At 62.8% G+C, this 22,193-nt stretch carries 20 protein-coding genes and 1 tRNA gene; 16 read left to right on the top strand and 5 right to left on the bottom strand.

Features of this window, described 5'->3' with window-relative positions:
* Positions 1-58: 58 nt before the first annotated feature.
* From NTZ43_04755 to dapF, 16 genes are all read left to right on the top strand, one after another.
* On the top strand, positions 59-691 hold the full coding sequence (locus NTZ43_04755; protein ID MCX5766522.1) for a peroxiredoxin: 633 nt from the start codon (positions 59-61) through the stop codon (positions 689-691).
* 209 nt (positions 692-900) lie between these two features.
* On the top strand, positions 901-1,668 hold the full coding sequence (gene kdsB / locus NTZ43_04760; GenBank protein ID MCX5766523.1) for a 3-deoxy-manno-octulosonate cytidylyltransferase: 768 nt from the start codon (positions 901-903) through the stop codon (positions 1,666-1,668).
* Positions 1,668-3,347, top strand: coding sequence for a CTP synthase (locus NTZ43_04765; GenBank protein ID MCX5766524.1), 1,680 nt, complete (start codon positions 1,668-1,670; stop codon positions 3,345-3,347). The genes kdsB and NTZ43_04765 overlap by 1 nt, the downstream gene beginning before the upstream one ends.
* Positions 3,347-4,165 carry a 3-deoxy-8-phosphooctulonate synthase gene (gene kdsA / locus NTZ43_04770; GenBank protein ID MCX5766525.1) on the top strand — a complete coding sequence of 273 codons (819 nt, stop codon included), beginning with the start codon at positions 3,347-3,349 and terminating at the stop codon, positions 4,163-4,165. Before NTZ43_04765 ends, kdsA begins: the two co-directional genes overlap by 1 nt.
* Positions 4,162-4,722, top strand: coding sequence for an HAD hydrolase family protein (locus tag NTZ43_04775; protein ID MCX5766526.1), 561 nt, complete (start codon positions 4,162-4,164; stop codon positions 4,720-4,722). The genes kdsA and NTZ43_04775 overlap by 4 nt, the downstream gene beginning before the upstream one ends.
* Positions 4,722-5,687 carry a KpsF/GutQ family sugar-phosphate isomerase gene (locus NTZ43_04780; protein MCX5766527.1) on the top strand — a complete coding sequence of 322 codons (966 nt, stop codon included), beginning with the start codon at positions 4,722-4,724 and terminating at the stop codon, positions 5,685-5,687. The genes NTZ43_04775 and NTZ43_04780 overlap by 1 nt, the downstream gene beginning before the upstream one ends.
* Positions 5,684-6,271 (top strand): LPS export ABC transporter periplasmic protein LptC, encoded by a 588-nt coding sequence (gene lptC, locus NTZ43_04785; GenBank protein ID MCX5766528.1) that lies wholly within the window; start codon positions 5,684-5,686, stop codon positions 6,269-6,271. Before NTZ43_04780 ends, lptC begins: the two co-directional genes overlap by 4 nt.
* Positions 6,268-7,695 carry a hypothetical protein gene (locus tag NTZ43_04790; GenBank protein MCX5766529.1) on the top strand — a complete coding sequence of 476 codons (1,428 nt, stop codon included), beginning with the start codon at positions 6,268-6,270 and terminating at the stop codon, positions 7,693-7,695. Before lptC ends, NTZ43_04790 begins: the two co-directional genes overlap by 4 nt.
* Before the next feature lie 419 nt (positions 7,696-8,114).
* Complete coding sequence (gene lptB, locus NTZ43_04795; GenBank protein MCX5766530.1) at positions 8,115-8,921, top strand: LPS export ABC transporter ATP-binding protein; 807 nt, start codon at positions 8,115-8,117, stop codon at positions 8,919-8,921.
* Entirely contained in the window at positions 8,918-10,522 is a 1,605-nt protein-coding gene (rpoN, locus tag NTZ43_04800) for an RNA polymerase factor sigma-54 (protein ID MCX5766531.1), read from the top strand. The genes lptB and rpoN overlap by 4 nt, the downstream gene beginning before the upstream one ends.
* Positions 10,523-10,550: 28 nt before the next feature.
* Entirely contained in the window at positions 10,551-11,507 is a 957-nt protein-coding gene (locus tag NTZ43_04805) for a glycosyltransferase family 2 protein (protein ID MCX5766532.1), read from the top strand.
* 2 nt (positions 11,508-11,509) lie between these two features.
* Entirely contained in the window at positions 11,510-12,676 is a 1,167-nt protein-coding gene (locus NTZ43_04810; protein ID MCX5766533.1) for a glycosyltransferase family 4 protein, read from the top strand.
* On the top strand, positions 12,663-13,616 hold the full coding sequence (locus NTZ43_04815) for a lysylphosphatidylglycerol synthase domain-containing protein (GenBank protein MCX5766534.1): 954 nt from the start codon (positions 12,663-12,665) through the stop codon (positions 13,614-13,616). The genes NTZ43_04810 and NTZ43_04815 overlap by 14 nt, the downstream gene beginning before the upstream one ends.
* Positions 13,600-16,041, top strand: a complete 2,442-nt coding sequence (locus NTZ43_04820; protein ID MCX5766535.1) for a YfhO family protein — start codon at positions 13,600-13,602, stop codon at positions 16,039-16,041. Before NTZ43_04815 ends, NTZ43_04820 begins: the two co-directional genes overlap by 17 nt.
* Complete coding sequence (locus tag NTZ43_04825; protein ID MCX5766536.1) at positions 16,041-16,766, top strand: polyprenol monophosphomannose synthase; 726 nt, start codon at positions 16,041-16,043, stop codon at positions 16,764-16,766. The genes NTZ43_04820 and NTZ43_04825 overlap by 1 nt, the downstream gene beginning before the upstream one ends.
* A gap of 31 nt (positions 16,767-16,797) precedes the next feature.
* The gene (gene dapF, locus NTZ43_04830; GenBank protein MCX5766537.1) at positions 16,798-17,631 is read left to right on the top strand and encodes a diaminopimelate epimerase; all 834 of its coding nucleotides are present in this window, start codon (positions 16,798-16,800) and stop codon (positions 17,629-17,631) included.
* A gap of 250 nt (positions 17,632-17,881) precedes the next feature.
* Here the strand turns inward: dapF and NTZ43_04835 are convergent, their stop codons facing one another.
* From NTZ43_04835 to NTZ43_04855, 5 genes are all read right to left on the bottom strand, one after another.
* Positions 17,882-18,544 (bottom strand): tetratricopeptide repeat protein, encoded by a 663-nt coding sequence (locus tag NTZ43_04835; protein ID MCX5766538.1) that lies wholly within the window; start codon positions 18,542-18,544, stop codon positions 17,882-17,884.
* 255 nt (positions 18,545-18,799) lie between these two features.
* The gene (locus tag NTZ43_04840; GenBank protein ID MCX5766539.1) at positions 18,800-19,111 is read right to left on the bottom strand and encodes a metal-sensitive transcriptional regulator; all 312 of its coding nucleotides are present in this window, start codon (positions 19,109-19,111) and stop codon (positions 18,800-18,802) included.
* Positions 19,108-21,444: a heavy metal translocating P-type ATPase gene (locus tag NTZ43_04845; protein ID MCX5766540.1), complete on the bottom strand. Its 2,337-nt coding sequence runs from the start codon at positions 21,442-21,444 to the stop codon at positions 19,108-19,110. Before NTZ43_04845 ends, NTZ43_04840 begins: the two co-directional genes overlap by 4 nt.
* A gap of 191 nt (positions 21,445-21,635) precedes the next feature.
* Complete coding sequence (locus NTZ43_04850) at positions 21,636-22,025, bottom strand: hypothetical protein (protein ID MCX5766541.1); 390 nt, start codon at positions 22,023-22,025, stop codon at positions 21,636-21,638.
* Between the two features lie 24 nt (positions 22,026-22,049).
* A tRNA-Arg gene (locus NTZ43_04855) sits at positions 22,050-22,123 on the bottom strand.
* Between the last annotated feature and the right edge of the window lie 70 nt (positions 22,124-22,193).

The following is a 22,193-nucleotide window of genomic DNA, read 5'->3' on the forward strand; positions in this document are numbered from 1 at the left end:
GATTCGTTGTTGGCTCCCCACGTTCTCTTGCTCATTCTTCATACTTCCAGAGCGTATTGTGTCCCTACATCTCGGCGACATCGCACCGAATTTCACCGCAGAAACCACCCAAGGAACCATCGATTTTCATGCCTGGAAGGGTGATGCGTGGGCCGTCCTGTTCTCTCACCCCAAGGACTTCACCCCGGTCTGCACCACCGAACTTGGCATGGTGGCCAAGCTGATGCCGGAGTTCAAGAAGCGCGGCACCAAGGTGATTGGGCTCTCGGTGGACCGGATTGCGTCGCACCACACGTGGGAAAAGGACATTGAGGAAGTCACTGGGAATGCGGTGAATTTCCCGATGATCGCCGACCCCGATCGTGCCGTGTCGAACCTGTACGACATGATCCATCCGAACGCGAGCGAAACGCTGACCGTGCGCTCGGTGTTCATTATTGGGCCGGACAACAAGGTCAAGCTCACGCTGACCTACCCCGCGAGCACGGGACGCAACTTCGACGAGATTTTGCGGGTGATTGATGGCCTGCAGCTCTCCGCCAAGTTCCCGGTGTCCACCCCAGCGAACTGGGCCAAGGGCGAGGACGTCATTGTGGCCACCTCAATGCCCACGGCCGATGCCCGCGCTGCGTTCCCGAAAGGGGTTACGGAGCTGAAGCCTTACCTGCGTACGACGCCCAGCCCCGAGTAAGGCGGCAGGGAGCGTTTTGGGCGGGGATTCGGCTTCGAGGCTGGATCCCCGCTTTCGTTTGGAACGGTGAGCTGCCGGGAAGCGGTAACCACCGGCTTGGGGGGAGGGCTCGGAGCCCCCAAACACCTTGATTTGCAGTGTGTTGCGCAGGCTTCTATATTCTTTGGTGTGCTTCTTGCATCCGTGTCCAGTCGTTTGGAGTTGCTGACGTGAGCACTCTAATCGTGATCCCCGCCAGACTCGGGGCGACCCGGCTCCCCCGCAAACCGCTTCGCCTCCTAGGCGGCGCCCCCCTGATTGTCCGGGTGTGGCAGCGGGCGATTGCCATGAATGCCGCCGATCGCGTGGTGGTAGCCACGGATCATCCTGATGTCGCTGACGCCGTTCGTGCGGCCGGCGCGGAGGTCGCGATGACCCGCGGCGACCATGTGTCTGGCACCGATCGCGTGGCCGAAGTGGCGAACCAAGCGGCCTATGCGGGTTACGACGTCATTGTGAATGTCCAAGGCGACGAACCCTACATCAATGCCGACGCTGTGCGCGGCTCGGCCGAGATGGTGTCGAGCGGCCGATTCCCGCTGGGCACGGCCGCCGCGACCGCGACCGCCGAGATTCTTGCGAATCCGGCGATCGTCAAGGTGGTCACCGACGACACGGGGCGCGCGCTCTATTTCTCCCGCGCGCCCATTCCGTTTTTGCGCGACCCATCCGACGCCGCACATCGCGACGCACTGCTCCGGCAGCACCTTGGCGTGTATGCCTATCGCCGAGACGCGCTGCAACGCTGGGTCTCGCTCCCGCCGCACCCGCTTGAACTCACGGAACGCCTCGAACAGCTCCGCGCGATTGCCGACGGATTGGCCATGGGTGTGGCCTCTGTGGCACCGGTGCTCGGTGGCGGTATTGATACCGAAGACGATTTGATTGACGCGAACGCCCGCTGGTCCGACGCCACCTTCACCGCCGGAACCTCCTGATGCAAACCCCTGCTACGCAGAGCAGCACCAAGTACATCTTCGTCACCGGCGGCGTGGTCTCGTCGCTCGGCAAGGGCATAGCCGCTGCGTCGGTCGGGCGATTGCTCGTCGAGCGCGGGCTGCGCGTGACCATGATGAAGTTCGACCCGTACATCAACGTGGATCCGGGCACGATGAGCCCGTTTCAGCACGGGGAAGTCTTCGTGACGGACGACGGCGCCGAAACCGATCTGGACCTCGGGCACTACGAACGGTTCATTGATCGCCCGCTCACGCAGGCGAACAATGTCACCACCGGGCGCGTCTACCTGAACGTGATCACCAAGGAACGCCGCGGCGAGTTCTTGGGATCCACCGTGCAGGTGATTCCGCACATCACCGATGAGATCAAGAGCGCGATCCGCCGCCTCTCGCCGGAGAATGACGTGGTGCTCGTGGAAATCGGTGGCACGGTGGGCGACATCGAATCGCTGCCGTTCCTCGAAGCCATTCGTCAGTTCCGTCACGACGTCGGGCGCGAGAACGCGATGTTCATGCACCTGACGCTGGTGCCCTGGATTGCGGCTGCCGGCGAAGTGAAAACCAAGCCCACCCAGCACTCCGTGCGCGATCTCATGGAAATTGGTATTCAGCCAGACATCCTGATTTGCCGCACCGAGCGCCCGTTGACGGAAGACGTCAAGCGCAAGATCGCGCTCTTCTGCAACGTAGAGTTCGGCGCGGTCATCGAAGCGCGGGACGTCAAGACGATCTACCAGATTCCGCTCACCTTCCATGATCAGGGGCTCGACGATCTCGTGTGTCGGAAGCTCGGGCTCGAGACCAAGGCACCGGATCTCACCGCGTGGAAGGCGCTCGTGTCACGGGTGCTCGAACCGAAGGACAAGGTGCGCATCGCCGTAGTCGGGAAGTACACCGACTATGCCGACAGCTACAAGAGCGTGCAGGAAGCGCTCATCCACGGTGGCATTGCGAACGATGTGGGAGTCGAGATCGTGTGGACGTCGAGCGATCTGTTCACCGACATGGATACGGCGCGCGAAACGATGCGCGGCTTTGACGGTCTACTCGTGCCAGGCGGCTTTGGTGTGCGTGGGGTAGAAGGCATGGTGGAAGCCATTCGCGCGGCCCGCGAGACGATGACGCCGTTCTTCGGCATTTGTCTTGGGATGCAAGTCGCGATCATTGAGTTCGCGCGTGACGTGTGCGGGCTCGACGATTCCAACTCCAGTGAGTTCGCGCCTGAATGCTCGAACGCCGTGATCTCGCTGATGGCCTCACAGCAGCACGTGACCGACATGGGCGGCACCATGCGCCTCGGCGCGTACCCATGCCGTTTGAAGCCGGGATCCAAGGCCGCGGAGATTTACGGGAAGCCGGAAATCAGCGAGCGGCATCGGCATCGGTATGAGGTGAGCAACGAGTATCGCGAACTCTTTCACGAAAAGGGGATGCGTCTCTCTGGCCTTTCGCCCGACGGATCGCTCGTGGAAATGATCGAGCTCGTGGATCATCCGCACTTCGTGGCGTGCCAGTTCCATCCGGAGCTGAAGAGCCGCCCCACGCGGCCGCATCCGCTGTTCTCGTCCTTCGTGGCAGCCGCCGCAACGCTCAAGCGTAAACGGTCGGCCGTCGGCGCCAATGGCGCAGCGGCCAACACGATGGTGCAGGCCGGGTAATGACTCCTTTGCACGCGTTCTTTCCGGCTGACCGGCTCTTTTTGATTGCCGGCCCATGCGTCGTCGAAGGAGACGACTTGATGTTCCGCATCGGCGATCATCTCGCCGCGCTCGCGGAGCGCGTGCCCGGTGGGATCATTTTCAAAGCCAGCTTCGACAAAGCCAATCGTTCGAATGATGGCGCCTTTCGCGGCCCCGGGATCGACGAAGGGCTCGCCGCACTCGATCGTGTGCGCGCACGCACGGGGTTGCCCATCCTCACGGATGTGCATCTCCCCGAGCACTGTGCGGCGGCCGCGCAGGTCGCAGATGTGTTGCAGATTCCCGCTTTTCTCTGCCGGCAAACTGATTTGCTCATTGCGGCAGGGAAAACAGGGAAGCCTGTGAATGTGAAGAAGGGGCAGTGGATGCATCCGGAAGGGGTTGCGGGCGCCGTCGCAAAGGTGCGCCACGCCGCTCCCAAGGGGACGCCTGTGGCGGTGACCGAGCGCGGGACTTTCTTCGGATACGGCGATCTCGTGGTGGACATGCGTGCCTTCCCGCGAATGCGCGCGGCGTGCAACGCCCCCGTGATTTTTGACGCCACGCATTCGGTGCAGCAGCCGGGCCGAGGCGAAGGTGGCGCGAGCGGGGGACTGCGGGAGTTCATTCGCCCGCTCACACTCGCGGCCATGGCGGCGGGCGCGGACGGGCTGTTCATGGAAACGCACCCCGATCCGGATCATGCGCCGAGCGACGGACCGAATATGATGCCGCTCGATCAGCTGGACGCGCTCATTCAACGCGCGGTCGATATCTGGCAAGGAGCCCGCGCATGATCGCGCCGGCTGCTGCCGCGAAGATCAAGCTCGTGGTCCTCGACGTGGACGGCGTGCTCACCGACGCTGGCTATTACCTCGGCGACGTAGAGGGAAAACCCGCGTCGCTGTTGCGCTACAACATTCAGGACGGCGTCGGCACGGTGCTGCTCCGGATGGCAGGCCTCAAAATCGCGATCATTACGGGGCGTGAGTCCGAGAGCGTGCGCTTGCGCGGTGCGCAACTGAAAATGGACGCCGTCATTCAGGACAAGCACGCGCGCAAAGCTCCAGCGTTGCGCCGCTTGGTGGCGCAACTCGGCGTGACACTCGACGAAGTGGCGTTTCTTGGCGATGACCTGCCAGACCTCGGTGCGCTCCGGCTGGTGGGGATGCCGGTTGCCGTAGGGAATGCGGTCGCGGAGGTACGCGACGCTGCGCAGGTACACCTGACCAAAGCGGGCGGGCATGGTGCCATTCGGGAGTTTGCCGAGGCCTTGCTCATGGCGCGCGGCGAATGGGCGGCGCTGGTGGAGCGGTATGTGGAAGAGCGTTCACGCGAGGATGTGACGCCATGATGAACGACTCCGACATCATTGCGAGTGGACTGCGCGTGATGCGCATGGAAGGCGAGGCACTCGCTGAGGCTTCATCGCGCCTGGGCGCCACCTTCGCGCAGGCCGTTCAGGTGATTGCGGCGGCGAGTGGACGCGTGATTATCGCTGGAGTCGGAAAGTCGGGACTCATCGGACGCAAGATTGCCGCGACGATGACCTCCACCGGAACCCCCGCGATGTTCCTGCATCCCACCGAAAGCGTGCACGGCGACCTCGGGATCGTGTCGGCGCAGGATGTGGCGATTCTCATTTCCAAGAGCGGCGAGACCGACGAGTTGCTGCCGTTACTGGAGCAGCTGAAACGACTCGGCGTGAAGACCATCGCGATCAGTGGCGAAGAGAACTCCACCCTCAGTCGGAACGCGGATGTGTGGCTCGACGCGTCGGTACGCGAAGAAGCCTGTCCGCACGACTTAGCGCCCACAACGAGCACGACCGTCACGCTTGCATTGGGTGATGCGCTCGCGGTGGCGTTGCTGGAAGTCAAAGGTTTTGGTCGCGAGGATTTTGCGCGACTCCATCCTGGTGGCGCACTGGGCAAGAAACTCTTGCTCACCGTGGCCGACGTGATGCTCAAAGAGAATCTGCCGACGTTGCCCGCCACGGCCACGATGTACGACGCCATCGTTCAGCTGGCGGACCGTCGTGGCATAGCGGTGGTGGTGGATGGTTCGTCCACGCTGTTGGGCGTCATTACCACGGGCGATTTTATGCGGCTTATGGAGCGCACGCGTGACGTCTTTACGGTGCCGGTGGAATCGGTCATGACGCGCACGCCAAAAACCACGCGCCCCGACGAACTGGGGAGTGCCGTGGTGTATCGCATGGAGCAAAGCGGCATCATCTCCATGCCGGTGGTGGACGCTCAGTCGCGGCTGGTGGGCGTGGTGCACCTCCACGACCTGATGCGCGCGGGGGCCGCATGACGCGCGAACGCCGTGCGAACTACGGAACCCGTGTTGCAATGCTTGTGGTCGCGACGACCTCCGCCATTGCGGTGCTTGGGTGTGCCAGTCAGGAGGGCACGGCCATCGCGTCACGCAAGAAGACGCTGGCCGATTCTGCCGATCAGATTGCCTTCAATGGTCGCTGGCTCATTACGGACCGAGGCATGCAGCGCGGCCAGATCACAAGCGACACGGCCTTCTTCTTTGACGACAACACGCGTATCGAGATGCGCGGCACGGTCCGTGGCCTGTTTTACGGCTCCACCGGAGCGCTCGACGCGGTCCTCACGGCCCGCGCGGCCACGTACAACATGCGCACGCAGAGTCTTGAGGCGCGTGGCGATGTGGTCATGAACTCGGTTGATGGGCGCAGGCTCACGACGCCGTTGCTCAAGTACGACCAGCGCACCAATCAGATCTCCAGCGACAGCGCCTTCACCGCCACCGAGCCCGGGCGTGAGATGAAAGGCGTGGGGTTCCGGTCGGACCCGGACATGCTCAACGTCAACGTCACCAAGATGAAGCGCACGAAGGCTGGTGCGGTTGACCTCCCGTCCAAGTGACCGTTCGACCGTTCATCCTCCTGCTCGCACTCGCGAGCCTTCGTCCTGTTGCAGCAGGAGCGCAGGGGCGCGCCCCGAAGCCGTGCCAGATGGTGGCGACCGAGGTGGTGAGGAACGGCGTTTCGACCAGCGTGCAGGCGTACAAGATGCCGTCGGGCCAATACATGACGTACTTCGGCGCTGGCGTCGACGCGATTTGCGAAGGGACCGACCAAAAACTCCTCGCGGACAGCGCCGAGAGTTTGGGTGATCAAAAGGTGATCAACCTGTACGGGCATGTGCGCTACCGCGAAGCCCGTATGCGCGTCACGGCAGACAAGATGGTGTATTGGACGGCCGAAGAACGGATTGTACTCGAGGGGAATGTGGACGGCGTGACCAGCACCGGCACGCACTTCAAGGCTCCCACCGCCGTGTATTGGCGCGCGATTCCTGCGCAGCGCCGCACCGCAAAGCTCGACGCCACCGGACGCCCCGATATCTGGATCAGCCCCAAGGACGCTGGCACCAAGGAGCCCAAGGACAGCGTCAACATTAAGGCCGACCGTGTGATCAGTGAGAATGATTCGCTGGTGTGGGCCACGGGCCGCGTAGAGATCAACCGGCCGGACATGCTCGCCACCGGCGACTCCGCCTACCTCGACAACGGAAAGGAAACGCTCGATCTCCTGATCCATCCCAAGGTCGAGGGGCGCGGCGAGAGCAAGTTCAGTCTTGTGGGCGACCGCATTTTCGTGCAGTCCAATCAGCGGCAGGTTCAGCGCGTCAAGAGTTCGGGATCGGCAGTGGCAACGAGTGACGAAGTGAAACTCAAGGCCGACACCATCGATATGCGCGTCGCGGACCAAAAGCTCCAGCGCGCGTTTGCGTGGGGCCCCAAGCGCGCCGTCGCCGATGCGCAAAACCGTCAGATTACCGCCGATTCGATTGATGTGGTGATGCCGGGGCAGGTCATTCGCGAGATGCGCGCGATCCGCGATGCGATGGCCGACAGTCACCCAGACACCACCAAAATCATTTCCAAGGAAATGGACTGGCTCCGCGGCGACACCGTGGTGGCGACCTTCGAGCAGGCGGCGGCGAGCGACACGAGCAACGCACCGGCCATCAAGCAGATCGTCGCGCGCGGAAAGGCACGGTCGTTCTATCAAATGGCGCCGAGCGGTGCCACTGAGAAAACAGATAAGCCAAACATCAACTACGTCACGGGCCGCTTGATCACGGTGGATTTTGTTCAGAAGGAAATCCAAACGGTCACGGTCATCGATCGCGCGGCGGGGTTTTATCTCGAGGCGTTGGCCGATTCCACGAAGCTGAAGGCCAAAGCCGCTTCGGATTCTGCCAAGGCTAAAGCCACGACGGATTCCGCAAAAACAAAAGCTGGTAAGCCAGGCGCGGCCCCCGCGCAGAGGAAGATTCCGTGAGCGGATTCGAAAACAACTCGGCGCAGGAACAGGTACGAGCAACCGTTGAGCGCTACAGTGCTGGGGATCGCTCTGCGACGCTGGCGATGTTGGCGCTCATCGGGGTCGCCAACGAGGAAGGCGTCGCGGTGTTTCACGACGTCGCCGTGCAGATGCGCACCGACTACATCTCGGCGTTGCGGGCTGAGGGGCGTGACGCAGACGCCGAGGCCGGACGACTCAGCCTCGACGAGGTGCGCGCGCATCTCGCGAACGTGGTCGTGCCGCGCTTAGTGAGTGCGGGCGCCTTGGAGACGATCCCTGGTGGGAGCGACGGCACCGGGCTCAAGCTGCGCCTCAGCGCCGATGCGTGGGCCGCTGTCCGTGGCGCGCGCAGCCAAGTCGCAGCCGTGTTGCGGCACACGGGCGAACATTCGACCATGCACCGGGTGTCGTCCGGTGAACGCGTCACCGGCTCCAGTGAGCTGCGCGCGGAGGGACTGGTCAAGACGTATCGGCGCCGCAACGTGGTAAACAATGTGGCACTCGACCTTCGCCAAGGAGAAATCGTTGGGCTGCTGGGCCCCAACGGCGCTGGCAAAACGACCACGTTCTACATGATCGTTGGGCTCATTCCGCCGGTGCAGGGGCGCATTCTGTTCGACGGCCAAGACATTACGAACATGCCGATGTATCAGCGCGCACGGCGTGGTATTGGCTATCTCTCGCAGGAACCGTCGGTGTTTCGCAAGCTCTCGGTGGAAGAGAACATCCTCGCGATTCTCGAGACGCTGCCGATCAGCCGCGCGGAACGCGAGGCGCGTCTGGAAGGATTGCTCGACGAGCTGAACATCAAGCACTTACGCACCAGCAAGGCCTACGCGCTTTCGGGCGGCGAACGTCGCCGGCTTGAGATCACGCGTGCGCTGGTGACGCAGCCCAAGTTCATGATGCTCGATGAGCCGTTTGCCGGGGTAGACCCGATTGCGGTGCACGACATCCAGCAGATTGTCGCGAGCCTCAAGCATCGCGGCATCGGCGTGCTGATCTCTGACCATAACGTCGAACAGACGCTCGACATTGTCGATCGGGCGTACATCATGTTTGACGGTCAGGTGAAGGTGTCTGGTACGGTTCGTGAGTTGGTGTTTGATGACACCGTGGCGGACATCTACCTCGGGCCCACGCTCACCGCGCGCCTGCGAAGTCGATTCAAAGAAGCACCCGTCTCGGACCCCACGGGATGAGGACGGGCCTTAACCAGTCCGTTCGCCTTGGGCAGGAGCTCAAGATCAATCCTCGCCTCTATCAGGCGATGGATATGCTCTACATGCCCCTGCTCGATCTCCAACAGCACCTCAAGCAGGAGTTGCTCGTCAACCCGTTCCTCGAACTGAGCGAGGACGAGGAGGAGGAGCTCTCCGAAGAGCAATCAATTGAGGCGACGCAGGAAGAGGACGAAGACCGGGAGTCGGCCGACGCTGACGAGCGGGACGAGCGCGATGAACGGGACGAGCACGATCCGTCCGACGACATAGGCGATTCCGGCGAGCTGGAACTGAACTCGCTCGGGGAAGAGTCGCTCATCGAAGAGCCGGTAGACCCGCGCGCCGAGGACGAGACCGACTGGGAGAACATTCTCCTCGACGGTTTCGATTCGCCCGGCGGCATGCATGAACAACAGGAACAGCAGGAGCATTTCGAGGCGGTTCCGGTTTCAAGCACCAATTTGGAGGAGCATCTCCGCGAGCAGATTCGGATGCTCAACCTGAATCCACGGCAGCTCCTGCTGGCGGACGAGTTTATTGGCAACATCGGTGATGACGGATATCTGTCGGCGTCCATTGAGCAGATTCTCATGAGCATTAACCAGACCATCGAGCGCGCCGCCGAAGCCGTGGATCGTGATATCGATGATCTGCCGTATTACACGTTTCCCGAGGCGGAGGAGATGCTCGAGATTGTTCAGCATCTCGACCCCCCGGGCGTCGGCGCCCGCGATCTGCGCGAGTGCCTCCTGCTTCAGCTGCGCGAGAGGGGACAGGCGGGCTCGATGGCCGACCGGCTGGTCCGAGACTTCTTCGAGGAGCTTATAGCCCACCGCTGGAGTGACGTCGCCAAGCGGACGGGGGTTTCTCCCCTAGAGGTGCAGCACGCCGCCGACGAAATCGCCAAGCTGAGCCCCAAGCCTGGCCTCTCGGTGACGAGCGGGCAAGAGAATTACGTGATGCCGGATTTGATCGTCGAGAAAGTGGACGGCGCCTATTTGGTGTTCACCAACGACGGCAATCTGCCGCGCCTCAAGCTGAGTCGCGTGTATCAGGACATTGCGCGTGACAAAAAGAAGTTTGACGCAGAGAACAAAGAGTTCATCACCAACAAGCTCAATGCGGCGCAGTGGCTCATTCAGGCCATTGAGCAACGCCGGCAGACGATGCTCAAGGTGATGCATTTCATTGTGGACCGGCAACGGGAGTTCTTTGAGAAAGGCGTGCAGTACCTGAAGCCGCTCACGCTGCGTGAAGTGGCCGATGTCATTGGGATGCACGAATCCACGGTCAGCCGCGTCACGAACGAGAAATACGCGCAAACGCCGCGCGGGGTGCTGCCGCTCAAGTTCTTCTTTTCGAGCGGTCTTGCCACGACCGATGGCGAAGACGTGTCCGCTCGTGGCATCAAGGCGACCATCGAAAAGTTGGTGACGGACGAGGACCCCAAATCGCCACTCACCGATCAGGCGATTGTCGAGATCCTCGAAAAGGACGGCATTCAGATTGCCCGCCGCACGGTGGCCAAGTATCGCGACCAACTCGGCGTTCTTTCGGCCCGGATGCGTAAGCGTGTCTGATTCTATCTCTCACGACGAGACCCAGCGAGTGACCCCTTCACGCGAAGCCGTCGATGTCTCCGTGCTCGTGCCCGCAAAGGACGAGGCCGAGAATCTCCCGCTCTTTCTCCAGCTGTGCGACGAGACGTTCCGCAGCCGAGCGGAACGCTATGAAGTGATCGTCATTGACGACGGATCATCCGACGGGACCGCCGCGGTGATGGCCGACATGCAAGCGCGCTATCCGTGGGTGCGCACGGTGCGTCACCGCACTCAGCGGGGCATTGCCGACGCGCTCCGCAGCGGATTTCTTGCGGCGCGCTCAGATATTCTCGTCTTCTATCCCGCCGACCTCCAGTTCAAGCCCGAAGACATTCCTCGCCTCGTCGCGCCGATTCTGGCTGGCGAAAGCGATATGGTCACCGGCTATAAGCAGGGACAGTACAACAAGGCGTTCGTGTCTAAGATCTACAACGGGCTGTCGCGCGCGCTGTTCAAGGTGCCCGTGCGCGACCTGAACAACGTGAAAGCGTACCGGCGCGCCGTGATGGATGATCAACCGGTGCGCCCGGATTGGCATCGCTACATGATTGTGCTCGCGGTAGCCCGCGGGTACACGGTCACGGAGATCCCCGTGCCACTCTATGCGCGGCACGCGGGGAAGTCTAAGTTCGGCTGGTCGCGCATACCGGTGGGCGTGCTCGACATGCTGGCCGTCTGGTTTGAGCTCCGGTTCGGCCAGAAGCCGCTCCTCGCCTTTGGCATGCTCGGCGCCGGGCTGTTTGCTATTGGCTTGGCAAGCGGGCTGTTTGCGCTTGGCGTGCTGCTCGTCAAGGGACAGGGCGTTCGCGCCGTCTGGACCGTGATCCAAACGTGCTTGCTCCTCGGCTCCATCTTTTTTGCCACCGGTTTGCTCGGCGAGCAGATTGCCGTGTTGCGCGCGGAACAGCGCGAGATGCGCAGGCGGCTCGACGAATCGCGAACACCCCGCGCCAGCGACGGCTAACCGTGACTCCGACCCGCGTCCTGTTCGTTTCGCATTCGTACCCGCGCGCCGACGGCGACATCGCGGGTTCGTTTGTGCATCGACTGGCCGTCTCGCTGACGGCACGCGGCGATATCGTACGCGTGCTCGCGCCCGCTACGGCGGGCCTCGAGCCAACGTCGGTGCTCGATGGCATCCGCGTGGACCGATACGGGTATGCGCCCGCCGCGTGGCAGACGCTGGCGTATGAAGGCAATATGGCGCAGCAGGTGAATGGATCGTGGCGCGGGAAAGCCGCATTCGGTGGACTGTTGTTGGGTGGCGCGTTGGCGGTGCGGCGAACGGTGGCGTCATGGCGTCCAGATATTGTACATGCGCACTGGTGGCTTCCCGGCGCGCTCCAGTCGGCATGGAGCATCGGTCGCACGCCACTCATGACCACGCTGCACGGATCCGATATTCGGCTCGCCATTGGAGTCCCTCGCGCGCACGGTGCGTTTCGCGCGGTGATGCGACGGTCCCAGCGCGTCACGGCGGTCAGCCGGTGGCTCCGCGACGAAGCGCTCGCCATGGCGCCGGGCACGAACATCGACGTGGAACCGATGCCGGTGGACATCACCCTCTTTACTCCGAGCACTGGATCAAAGGAGAACAAACTGTTGTTCGTGGGTCGACTCAACGCGCAGAAAGGAGCCGGCCTACTGCTGGAGGCCCTCGCGGCGAGCGGCAGCAACTGTGCGCTCGATGTCATTGGAGAGGGTGACGATCGCGCCGCCCTTGCAGCTCGCGCAGCAACGTTGGGCTTGGCGTCTCGCGTCACCTTTCATGGCGCGTTGGCCCAATCGCAAGTCGTACCGTTTTATCAGCGAGCCCGCGCGGTGGTCGTGCCCAGCCAGCAAGAGGGGCTGGGGCTGGTGGCTGTGGAATCGCAGCTCTGCGAAACGCCCGTCATTGCCTTTCGCTCAGGGGGACTCACGGACGTCGTCATCGACGGCGATACGGGGTATCTCGTGCCGAGCGGAGACGTCCGGGCCATGAGTCTCGCGATCGACGCCGTTGACACGAATCCGAGTAACGCGCTCGCGCGCGGTCGGGTGGGACGCGCGCGCATGTTGCTCGAGTTCAATCCTGCGTCCGTAGCCGAGAACTATCACCGTCTTTATCAGGACGCATTGCGTGCGACGCCGTAAGACGTTCTTTCAACGCCTCTCCATTCTGCTCGCCGTGGTGGCCATCGTCTTCTATGGCAATACGGTCTCGAGTCAGTGGACGGAGGTGCGCGCCACGTCCGCACGGCTGCACATCGACGGGCTGATGCTAGCGGCCAGCGGAGTCATTGTGCTGGTGAGCTACGCGGTGCTCATCGAGACCTGGCGTCGCACCGTCACCGCGTGGGGCGAGCAGCTCAGTTGGAAGGAAGCGGCACGCATTTGGTTTGTGTCGAATCTCGGCAAATATCTTCCGGGCAAGGTCTGGCAGATTGGTGCCATGGGAGCACTCGCGCAGGAGGCGGGCGTCTCACCCGTGGCGGCAATTGGGTCGTCGCTCGTCGTGAACCTCGTGAACATTGTCGCCGCGTGCCTCGTGGTGGCGTTCGCGAGTGCTCGAGCCGTGACGTTTGCCGGTGCGTGGTTTGTGCCATTGGTCGCACTCGCCTCCGTAGCGGCGCTTGCCACACCGTGGTTGCTCCCGCTCTTGGTGCGGGTCGCCGCCCGTCTCACGCGCCGCGACCTGCCCGCGCCGCGCGTGCCGCCCAGTGCGATTCTTGTGGCACTCGCTGGGTGCACGGTAGGGTGGGTGCTGTATGGCGTGGCCTTCCGGACTCTCGCCATCGCGCTGTTTGGGGTGGCCGCTGGCACCAGTGCCTCCTACGTCGCAGTTTTCACATTCTCGTATTTGATCGGCTATCTCTACCTGTTTTCACCCGGCGGACTTGGCGCTCGCGAATACGTGCTCACGGGGGCGCTCGCGGCGCTCTCGCTCGAAAGCGGGGCCTCCGCCACGCTGCTGGTACTGACCTCCCGTCTCTGGCTCACCGTTCTCGAGGCACTGCCGGGACTGACCTTGCTCGCTCTTGGCCGCGCACGACCGCACCACACTCCAAAACCTGACCATGGCACGCACGCCTGACCATCCTGCGACCTCCGCCGCACCCGAGGCGCCTCGTTTTGCTACGGCGTGGGCTGCGCTCGTGTATGCGCTCTGCGCGTTCTCGCTCGCCTGGCCGGCCCTCGCGGGCAAGTTCCTCGCGAATCCGCTGAGCGATCAATACAAAGCGGGCTATGCGTTCCGCGAGTTCGCCGCGGCGTATATGAAATCGCACGGCACCTTTCCGCAGTGGAACCCGTATCTCTTTGGCGGCATGCCGTTCGTGGCGGCCATGCACGGCGACATTTTTTATCCGACGTTCCTGCTGCGACTCGTGATGCCGGTGGATGTCGCGATGACGTGGGGAATGATTCTCCACTTCTTTCTCTGCGGACTCGCCACGTACTGGTTCCTGCGGCAGGCGCCGCGGCTGTCGTTCCACGCGTCGCTTGTCGGTGGCGTGGCGTATATGATGGCGGGGTTTGTCTCATCGCTCCCCTCAGCTGGACACGACGGTAAACTATTTGTGTCGGCGCTCCTCCCGCTCACGCTCTTGGTGATTACGTGGGGCGTTCGCGACGGTAAGCGGTTCGCGTGGGGGTTTCTGGCGCTCGTCGTTGGCCTTGGCGTGCTCTCGCCGCACCCGCAACTGTTGCAGTATCTGCTGCTTGCCTCGGGCGCCTGGGCGCTGATGCTCGCGTTCGGTGGCGTCGATAAAGAAAAACTCGCGAGCAACGTGGCCATACAGCGCCTTGCCCTCGCCTTCGGCGCGGTCGTCGTTGGTGCCGCGATCGGCGCCATTCAGTATTTGCCGGTCAGCGAGTATGTGGCGTGGTCACCACGCTCCACGGCGCGCGGCTACGATTTTGCCACGAGCTATTCATTCCCTATTGAAGAGCTCATCAACACCTGGCTGCCGCAGTTCTCCGGTATTCTGCAGAACTACTGGGGCCGCAACGGCATTCATTTCCATAGTGAGTACATCGGCGTTGCCGTCATCATTCTCGCGAGCGCCGCATTTGGGGCGGGGAACCCCCTCGCGCGCCGCCGCTTTCTCTGGTTCTGGACTGGCACCGCCGTCGTCTCGCTGTTCTGGGCCTTCGGTGGCAACACGCCGTTCTTCCAGATCATCTACAACATTGTTCCTGGCACCAAGTTCTTCCGCGCGCCGAGCACCATTTTCTACCTCACCACGTTCTCTGTGGCGGTGATGGCTGCGATTGGCACCGAACGGATTCTGCAGGGCAAAACGAGCGCCCGCTTCGCCTATGGATGGCTCGCGGCCGCAGTAGCGATCACCTTGCTCGCCGTGGCTGGCGGGCTTACCGGAATCGGCGCGACGATTGTGAGCGGTTCCGGCTTTCCGCAGTTCGGTCCGGTCACGGCCATGGCCGAGCGCGTGGAAGCCAATGCCGACGCGGTGCGCTCCGGTGCATTCCGGGCACTCTTCTTTGCCGCACTCGCCTGCGGCGCACTGCTCCTCTTGCTGCGACGCACCATTGCGCCTCGCGTCGCGGGATGGTTGCTCGTGGCGCTTTGCGCGATTGACCTCTGGAGCATTGAGCGGCTCTACTGGCAGTTCAATGAGCCCGCGTGGAAGATCTACAGCACCGACGCCACCACCGAATATCTCAAGCGTCTCACGCAGCCAGCGCGCACCATCGCCATTGGGTTCCCCAACCTGCCGATGTCGCCCTCCGACCCATTCCTCAAGTACGACGCCCTCATGGGGCATCGCGTGCGCATCTCGGCGGTGGGCTACCACGGCAACGAGCTCGGCCGCTATCAGCAGCTCAATGGCGAAGAGCGCGGCTACGACCAGATTGGTAACCCAAGTTTCTGGGCGCTCACCAATACTGATTACATCCTCGTCAATACCGACACGCTCCCCATTGCCGGCGCCACTCGGGTGATTGGCCCCGTGATGAACGCCGCCGGCACCAACGTCACGTTGTTCAAACTCCCGGGCGAACATCCGTTCGCGTGGGTGGCACCGGTGATTACTAAATACGGTGACAATGCCGTGATCGAGGCCGCGCGCGCTACGAATTTTCCGGTGCGCAGCATCGCCATTTTCGACACCACATCCAAGGTGTCCGCCGAAACGGTAAGCAAGCTGCCGGAACCGCTGGCGATCACGACCCACGTGACCGCCTACGAGGCCGGTCACATCGCGCTGACGCTGAGCGCGCCAGCACCCAAGGGCTCGGCGCTCGTCGTTTCCGAAAACTTTTATCCTGGCTGGAAGGTGAAGGTAGACGGCAAACCCGCCACCGCCGAACGCGCGGATTTGGTGTTGATTGGCGTGGCGCTCCCGGAAGGCGCGAAGCAGGTGGAACTCACCTTTGACAGTGACGTGTACCAGCGCGGCAAATCGATCACCGTGGTGGCGCTCTTGATCGCGCTGCTCGCAATGGGCGGCGGCGCGGTACTCGACCGCCGAGCGATGGTGGGAGGAGCGGCCTAATGTCAGAGAAAGCGTTAGTGATTGTTCCGACGTACAACGAAAAAGAAAACATCGCCAAGATCATTGGCGTGGTGCTGGTGCAGGACCCTCGCATTGACGTGCTGGTGGTGGACGACAACTCGCCCGACGGCACCGGCGACATTGTGGCCGCCCTTGGCGCTTCGGACCCCCGGGTGCACTTGCTCCGCCGCGCCGGCAAAATGGGGCTCGGCACCGCGTACCGCGACGGCTTTGGCTGGGCGCTCAAGAACCCCGAGTACGAGTACATCTTTGAGATGGACGCCGACTTCTCGCACGACCCGGCGCACCTTCCCAAGTTCCTTGAGGCCGCCCAGGGGGCGGACTTTGTACTCGGGAGCCGCTATCTGGACGGAAACGTTACGGTGGTGGACTGGCCCATGAAGCGATTGCTGCTGAGCTACTTCGCCAACGTGTATGCCCGTTGGGTGACCGGCCTCAAGCTTTGGGACGCCACCGGTGGCTACAAATGCTTTCACCGGCGGGTGCTGGAGGCCATCGACCTCTCGGACGTGCGGTCCAACGGCTACGCCTTTCAAATTGAGATGAGCTTCCGGGCTATCCGCAAAGGATTCAAGCCAAAGGAAATCGCCATCACCTTTACCGACCGCACACACGGCACGAGCAAGATGAGCAAGAACATCGTGCGCGAGGCCATCTGGATGGTGTGGCGGCTCCGGTGGTGGGCGATCATAGGCCGGGTATGAGGAGCGTCGTGACCGACACGGACCGGGTACCATGACCCAGACCAACATCCCAGCGGCGGGCCGCCGATTTTGGAAGATGAGCGGGTCGGGGAACGACTTTGTGTTCTTTGACGCGAGGTCGGAGCCAGCCGGTGCGCTGGCCGAACCAGGGGCGATTGGCCGTATGTGCGCCCGGGCCACCGGCATAGGTGCTGATGGAGTTGTGTTCCTTCAACCTGATGCCACAGAAGCATTTAGGATACGTTACTTCAACCGAGATGGGAGCCTTGGCGAGCTCTGCGGCAACGCCTCGCTCTGTACCACGCGGCTCGCGCGGGAGCTCGGGATTGTGCAGGCCGAGAGCTTCCGCTTTGCCACGGACGCTGGCGCTATCAGCGCTCGGTTTGTGGGATCGGAGCCTGAAATCGACCTGCAGCCCGTCTCAGAGCTCAGGTTGGAGGCCGGGATTGAGCTTGCCTCGGGCGAAAAAAGGATGGGATTCGCCAATACCGGCGTGCCGCATCTCGTTGTGCTGGTTGGCGATACATCGTCTGTAGACGTAGTCGGCCGCGGTCAGCCGCTCCGATGGCACCCGAGCCTCGCAGCCGGGGCCAATGTCAACTTTGTAGCTGCTAACCCCGGTGGTCCGTGGAAGATGCGGACCTACGAACGAGGTGTTGAGGGCGAGACGCTGGCTTGCGGAACTGGGGCTGTGGCGACCGCCGTTCTGCTACGCGCCTGGCGGCTGAGTGGGGCAGAGACCGCCCTCGAAACTAGATCAGGTCGGGTGCTGACGGTCACGTTGCGGGACGCTGACGGCGCCATCAAGCCGTCACTGCGCGGCGAAGGGCGGATCGTGTTCACCGGAGCGCTCGGCGAGAGCTAGCTCCACCAGCCGCCATTGGGCCCGCTGAGCCGTCCAAGAGGGTCCAGCCAAGGGAAGGTAGCCTAACTGCTTATGGTTGAAGGGAGTTATGAACTCACTTTCCCACATGAATCCTGTAGTTTAGTTTACATAATACATATTATACGTAGTTCAAGGGACTGGCAAAAGAAAGGGGCGGTCCGGCGAATAGCTGGACCGCCCCCACTTTGTAGCGCCAGCTCGGCGCCAGTTGTCGAGCTATTCGCCCTACTTACTTGGCAGCAACGGCCGTCAGCTCACCCACTCGCACCTTGGCTTCGGCCATCACCGGCGAGTCCGGGTTGCTTGCAATCGACTGCCAGATCTTGAGAGCGTCGTCCTTCTTGCCAGCAGCCATCAGCGTCCGAGCGGCGTCGGCCAGGTACAGATCCTTGTCGGCTGGGAACGCGGCCCGATCGGCGGCGGCGCGGTAATGCTTGGCGGCCTCGTCGAGCTTGTTGTTGTCGGCATAGCCGGCGCCCATCAGCGCTTCAATCGACGCCTGGAAGCTCGAGGCCCCCGACGCGCCCTGAGCGGCCTGGAGCACCTTGAGCCCTTCGTCGAACTTGCCAGCTTTGTAGTAGGTCTGCGCCAACAGCATCGACCCCTGAACACCGGCGGCCGTGCTGCCGTAACCCTGCACCAGCTTCTGCAGGTCGGTCTGCGCCAGCGCCATGTTCCCGCCGTAGAACGAGTTCTCGGCTTGGTTCAACGCGATCTCCGCGCGGGCCTGCTTCTTCTGGTTGGACTGATCCACGAGCACGTAGATCACGCCAAGGGCCGCCAGCGCAATCACGCCAATGGTGATTTCACGGCTGCGAGCACGAATCGTGTCCATCAACGAGTCGGCGTCCAAATCCATCGGCGGCAGCGCCGCATCTCCGGTCTTCGTCATTTCTGTGCGCAAAAAGGAGGTGATGCCGCCGGGAATCCCGGCGCCGTCGCGGGCCTGATGGCCTGCTCCGGTGGAACCTGAGAAAGCTAATGCCCCTCTGCCTGTGGCGGGAGCCGTCCGCAAGGATTCGGCGCTAGTCTGCGATAGCCGGCTCCAGCCGGCGCCGACAGGCGCCAACAGGCGCCAACAGGCTCGCCCCGCCCAGCCCGAGGCCACGCCCTGCAGGGGCTGGCCCCATCCTCCTCGGCGACGCCCCTACCGGGCGTGCTGATACATCAGCGCCAACAGCTCGTCGTGCATCGCCTCGGCCTGCGCGGGGGTTCCCTTCATCGCGGCCGTGGCGCAGTGCCGCAGATGGTGCCGCATCAGCTCCTTGCCCACACCGCGGAGCGCCTCGTGCACGGCCGATACCTGCGTCAGCACATCGGCACAGTAGCGGTCCTCCTCCACCATCTTCTGCAGGCCGCGCACCTGCCCCTCGATTTTGCTGAGCCGAGCGAGGGTGCGGGTTTTGGAGTCTCGTGCGACGGTGCGAGGCTTGGAGTCTCGGACAGCGGCGCGCTTCATCGAGCACCTCCATGCGGCGCAAAGCGCCTGAGCCTCAGACTATTCGTGACCACACTCACACTGCTCAAGGCCATCGCGGCGCTGGCCAGCACCGGACTCAGCACCACGCCGAAGGCGGGATACAACACCCCCGCCGCAACAGGAATGCCGACCATGTTATAGATGAAAGCCCAGAACAAGTTCTGGCGCATCGTGCGCATCGTCGCGCGGGAGAGTGCAATGGCATCCGCGGCAGCGCGAAGATCGCCGCGCATCAGAGTGAGATCGCTCGCTTCAATGGCAATGTCGGAACCACTGCCAATAGCAATCCCGACATCGGCCTGCGCGAGCGCCGGGGCGTCGTTGATGCCGTCCCCTACCATCGCGACCACCTTTCCCTGCGCTTGCAGTTCGCGAATCACATCGCGCTTGCCGCCGGGGAGCACTCCGGCGCGCACGGTGGGAATCCCTGCTTCGCGTGCGATGGCATTCGCGGCATTCGCGGAATCGCCTGTGAGCATCACCACATCAAAGCCCATCGCGACAAAGCGGCGCACTGCTTCTGGTGACGTGGGCTTGATGGGATCAGCCACCGCGAGCAATCCGGCGAGCGCGCCATCGACCCCTACATACACGACGGTGCGCGCGGCAGCGGCGAGTAACTCAGCCTCTGTGGCGAGCGGTGCAATGTTGATGGCCCAGTCGCGCATCAGGCCTTCGTTGCCAATGGCTACCGCGCGGCCATTCACCACGCCAATCGCGCCTTGACCGCCGACGGCTTCAAACGACGATGCGGTGAGCGCCGTTGCACTCGCGCTGTGCTGTGCATGCGCCACGATCGCTGCCGCAAGCGGATGTTCGGATTGCCGCTCCAGTGCCGCTGCGAACGCCAGCATCGTATCGGCATCGACTTTGGCGTTCGGCGCGAGGCGTACATCGGTCACCACCGGTTTACCCTGCGTGACGGTACCGGTTTTATCGAGCACAATCGTCGTGATCTGATCGGCGCGTTCGAGCACTGCCCCGCCCTTTACCAGCACGCCGAACTCGGCGCCGCGCCCCGTTGCTACCATCACGGCGGTAGGTACCGCGAGCCCCATGGCGCAAGGACAGGCAATAATCAGCACGGCGACCGCCGCGGCAATGGCGCGCACAAGTCCGCCGCCGCCTAGTGCGATGTACCAGGTAATGAAGGTGGCAATGGCAATGGAAAGCACGACGGGCACAAACACACTGCTGATTTTGTCGGCAATACGTTGAATGGGCGCGCGTGTGCCTTGGGCGTCCTGCATCATGCGCACGATGCGCGCGAGGGTGCTGTCGGCGCCGAGTGTGGTGGCGGTGAGTTCAAAGGCACCCGTGCCGTTGATGGTGCCGCCGGTGACGTGGTCGCCTGCGCTCTTGGACACCGGCATGGACTCGCCGGTGAGCATCGATTCGTCGACGGCACTGGTGCCGCTGGCCACGTCGCCGTCTACGGGGATGCGTTCACCCGGGCGCACGACGATGCGATCGTCGCGCACCACCTGCTCCACCGGGATGTCGTGATCACCGTCGGCGCGGCGTACGCGTGCGGTTTTGGGTTGGAGATCGAGCAAGCGTCGCACGGCACCAGCGGTCTGCCCCTTCGCGCGCGCTTCGAGCGCGTTGCCCACGAGGATGAGCGCAATGATAATAACAACGGCTTCGTAGTAGAGATCGGGCGCGACGCCATTCGCGGTAAAGAGCGAGGGGCGTACGGTGGCGGCCAATGAATAGAGATAGGCCGCGCCGGTACCCACGGAAATGAGCGTGTTCATATCCGCGGAGTGGTGGCGGAAGGCCATCCAGGCGCGGGTGTAGAAGTGGCGGCCCGCCCAAGCCATCACGGCGGTGGTGATGGCGAGCAAGAGCCAAGGCAGCCACGCATAGATCATGGTGGCGTGCATCGGGATGGCCATCATGGCGGCGCCAACGGCGAGACTCGCACCACCTTTGGTGAGGTACTCGTGATATTCGGCGCGGCGGGTGGCGTCTTGACGTTCTTGCTCGTCGGCGACGGATTCGCCGACGACGGGGAGTTCGGCGCCGTAGCCGGTGGTGCGCACGCGTTCCACGAGCACGTTCGGTTGAACGGCCTTGGGGTCAAAGGAGACGGTGGCCGTATTGGTCATCAAGTTGACGACGGCGCTTTTGACCCCCGGCTCTTCTTCGAGCGCCCGTTGCACGCGGCCCACGCAGGCGGCGCAGTGCATGCCGGTAACGGCGAGGTTGAGCGTATGGTCGGTAGGCGCGGCGGCGGGGCGCGGAGCGGCAGGAGGAGCCGGAGGCGTGGCGGGCGGGTTGCCCATCACGGGAAGCATGGCGCGAGCCATGGCTACTTCTCTCCGTCGCGCTTGCCGCGCTTCATGGTGCGGAAGAAGTGCCAGTTGAGCCAGGCGATGGCGCCTACGCCGGCGATGAGCACCAGCCACTTGTCGTACGTCATGGTCGAGCCTCCGTTGTCTACTCGAAGGCTAGTACCCCCGGGGGGTATGTCAAGTCGGGGATTATCTGAGAGGCGCGGCTACTTCTTCGGACAGAGGTAGTCGAGCGCGATGCCCGAGAAGTTGCTCGAGAACGCGGGCCCGAAGCCGGGGATTCCTGGCTTGCTGAACAGCGCCACCTTCCCCGCCTTTTCGTCGATGTAGCTGGTCGACTCCTTCACGGCCACGGTGCGCGCGTCGCACTTGAACATGCCGATGGCACGGACGACGGTGACTTTTCCCTTCGGATAATCGACCGGCGTCGCATAGGGAACGCGGAACGAGGCGGTAATGATGCCGTCCTTGGTCTTCACGCTCTTCGGGTCGATCTGCACCGTATTGCCAGTGGAGGTTTTTCCGATGTCTTTCCAGCGCGAGGACTGCGCGCTGAGGAGCGCGGTGACGACGAGCAGCAGGCGCGGGAGAAACATGGGCGCGGCTCCGAAAGTGAGAAGTGTCCCCGGCCGGAGTCGAACCGGCGACCTAGCGTTTAGGAAACGCTTGCTCTATCCAACTGAGCTACGGGGACAGACGTGTGTACACAGTATTCAGCTTCTGACCTCACCTACCTTCGATCGCCATCAACGACACGAATCCTC

The organism is Gemmatimonadota bacterium (assembly GCA_026387915.1).
In the GTDB taxonomy this organism is placed as follows: Bacteria; Gemmatimonadota; Gemmatimonadetes; order Gemmatimonadales; family Gemmatimonadaceae; genus Fen-1231.

Coding starts and splice junctions, on each gene's coding strand:
- NTZ43_04765 (MCX5766524.1), top strand. CDS start 1,668: ATGCAAACCCCTGCTACGCAGAGCAGCACCAAGTACATCTTCGTCACC.
- kdsA (MCX5766525.1), top strand. CDS start 3,347: ATGACTCCTTTGCACGCGTTCTTTCCGGCTGACCGGCTCTTTTTGATT.
- NTZ43_04775 (MCX5766526.1), top strand. CDS start 4,162: ATGATCGCGCCGGCTGCTGCCGCGAAGATCAAGCTCGTGGTCCTCGAC.
- NTZ43_04780 (MCX5766527.1), top strand. CDS start 4,722: ATGAACGACTCCGACATCATTGCGAGTGGACTGCGCGTGATGCGCATG.
- lptC (MCX5766528.1), top strand. CDS start 5,684: ATGACGCGCGAACGCCGTGCGAACTACGGAACCCGTGTTGCAATGCTT.
- lptB (MCX5766530.1), top strand. CDS start 8,115: ATGCACCGGGTGTCGTCCGGTGAACGCGTCACCGGCTCCAGTGAGCTG.
- rpoN (MCX5766531.1), top strand. CDS start 8,918: ATGAGGACGGGCCTTAACCAGTCCGTTCGCCTTGGGCAGGAGCTCAAG.
- NTZ43_04820 (MCX5766535.1), top strand. CDS start 13,600: ATGGCACGCACGCCTGACCATCCTGCGACCTCCGCCGCACCCGAGGCG.
- NTZ43_04825 (MCX5766536.1), top strand. CDS start 16,041: ATGTCAGAGAAAGCGTTAGTGATTGTTCCGACGTACAACGAAAAAGAA.
- dapF (MCX5766537.1), top strand. CDS start 16,798: ATGACCCAGACCAACATCCCAGCGGCGGGCCGCCGATTTTGGAAGATG.
- NTZ43_04835 (MCX5766538.1), bottom strand. CDS start 18,544: ATGACGAAGACCGGAGATGCGGCGCTGCCGCCGATGGATTTGGACGCC.
- NTZ43_04840 (MCX5766539.1), bottom strand. CDS start 19,111: ATGAAGCGCGCCGCTGTCCGAGACTCCAAGCCTCGCACCGTCGCACGA.
- NTZ43_04845 (MCX5766540.1), bottom strand. CDS start 21,444: ATGGCTCGCGCCATGCTTCCCGTGATGGGCAACCCGCCCGCCACGCCT.
- NTZ43_04850 (MCX5766541.1), bottom strand. CDS start 22,025: ATGTTTCTCCCGCGCCTGCTGCTCGTCGTCACCGCGCTCCTCAGCGCG.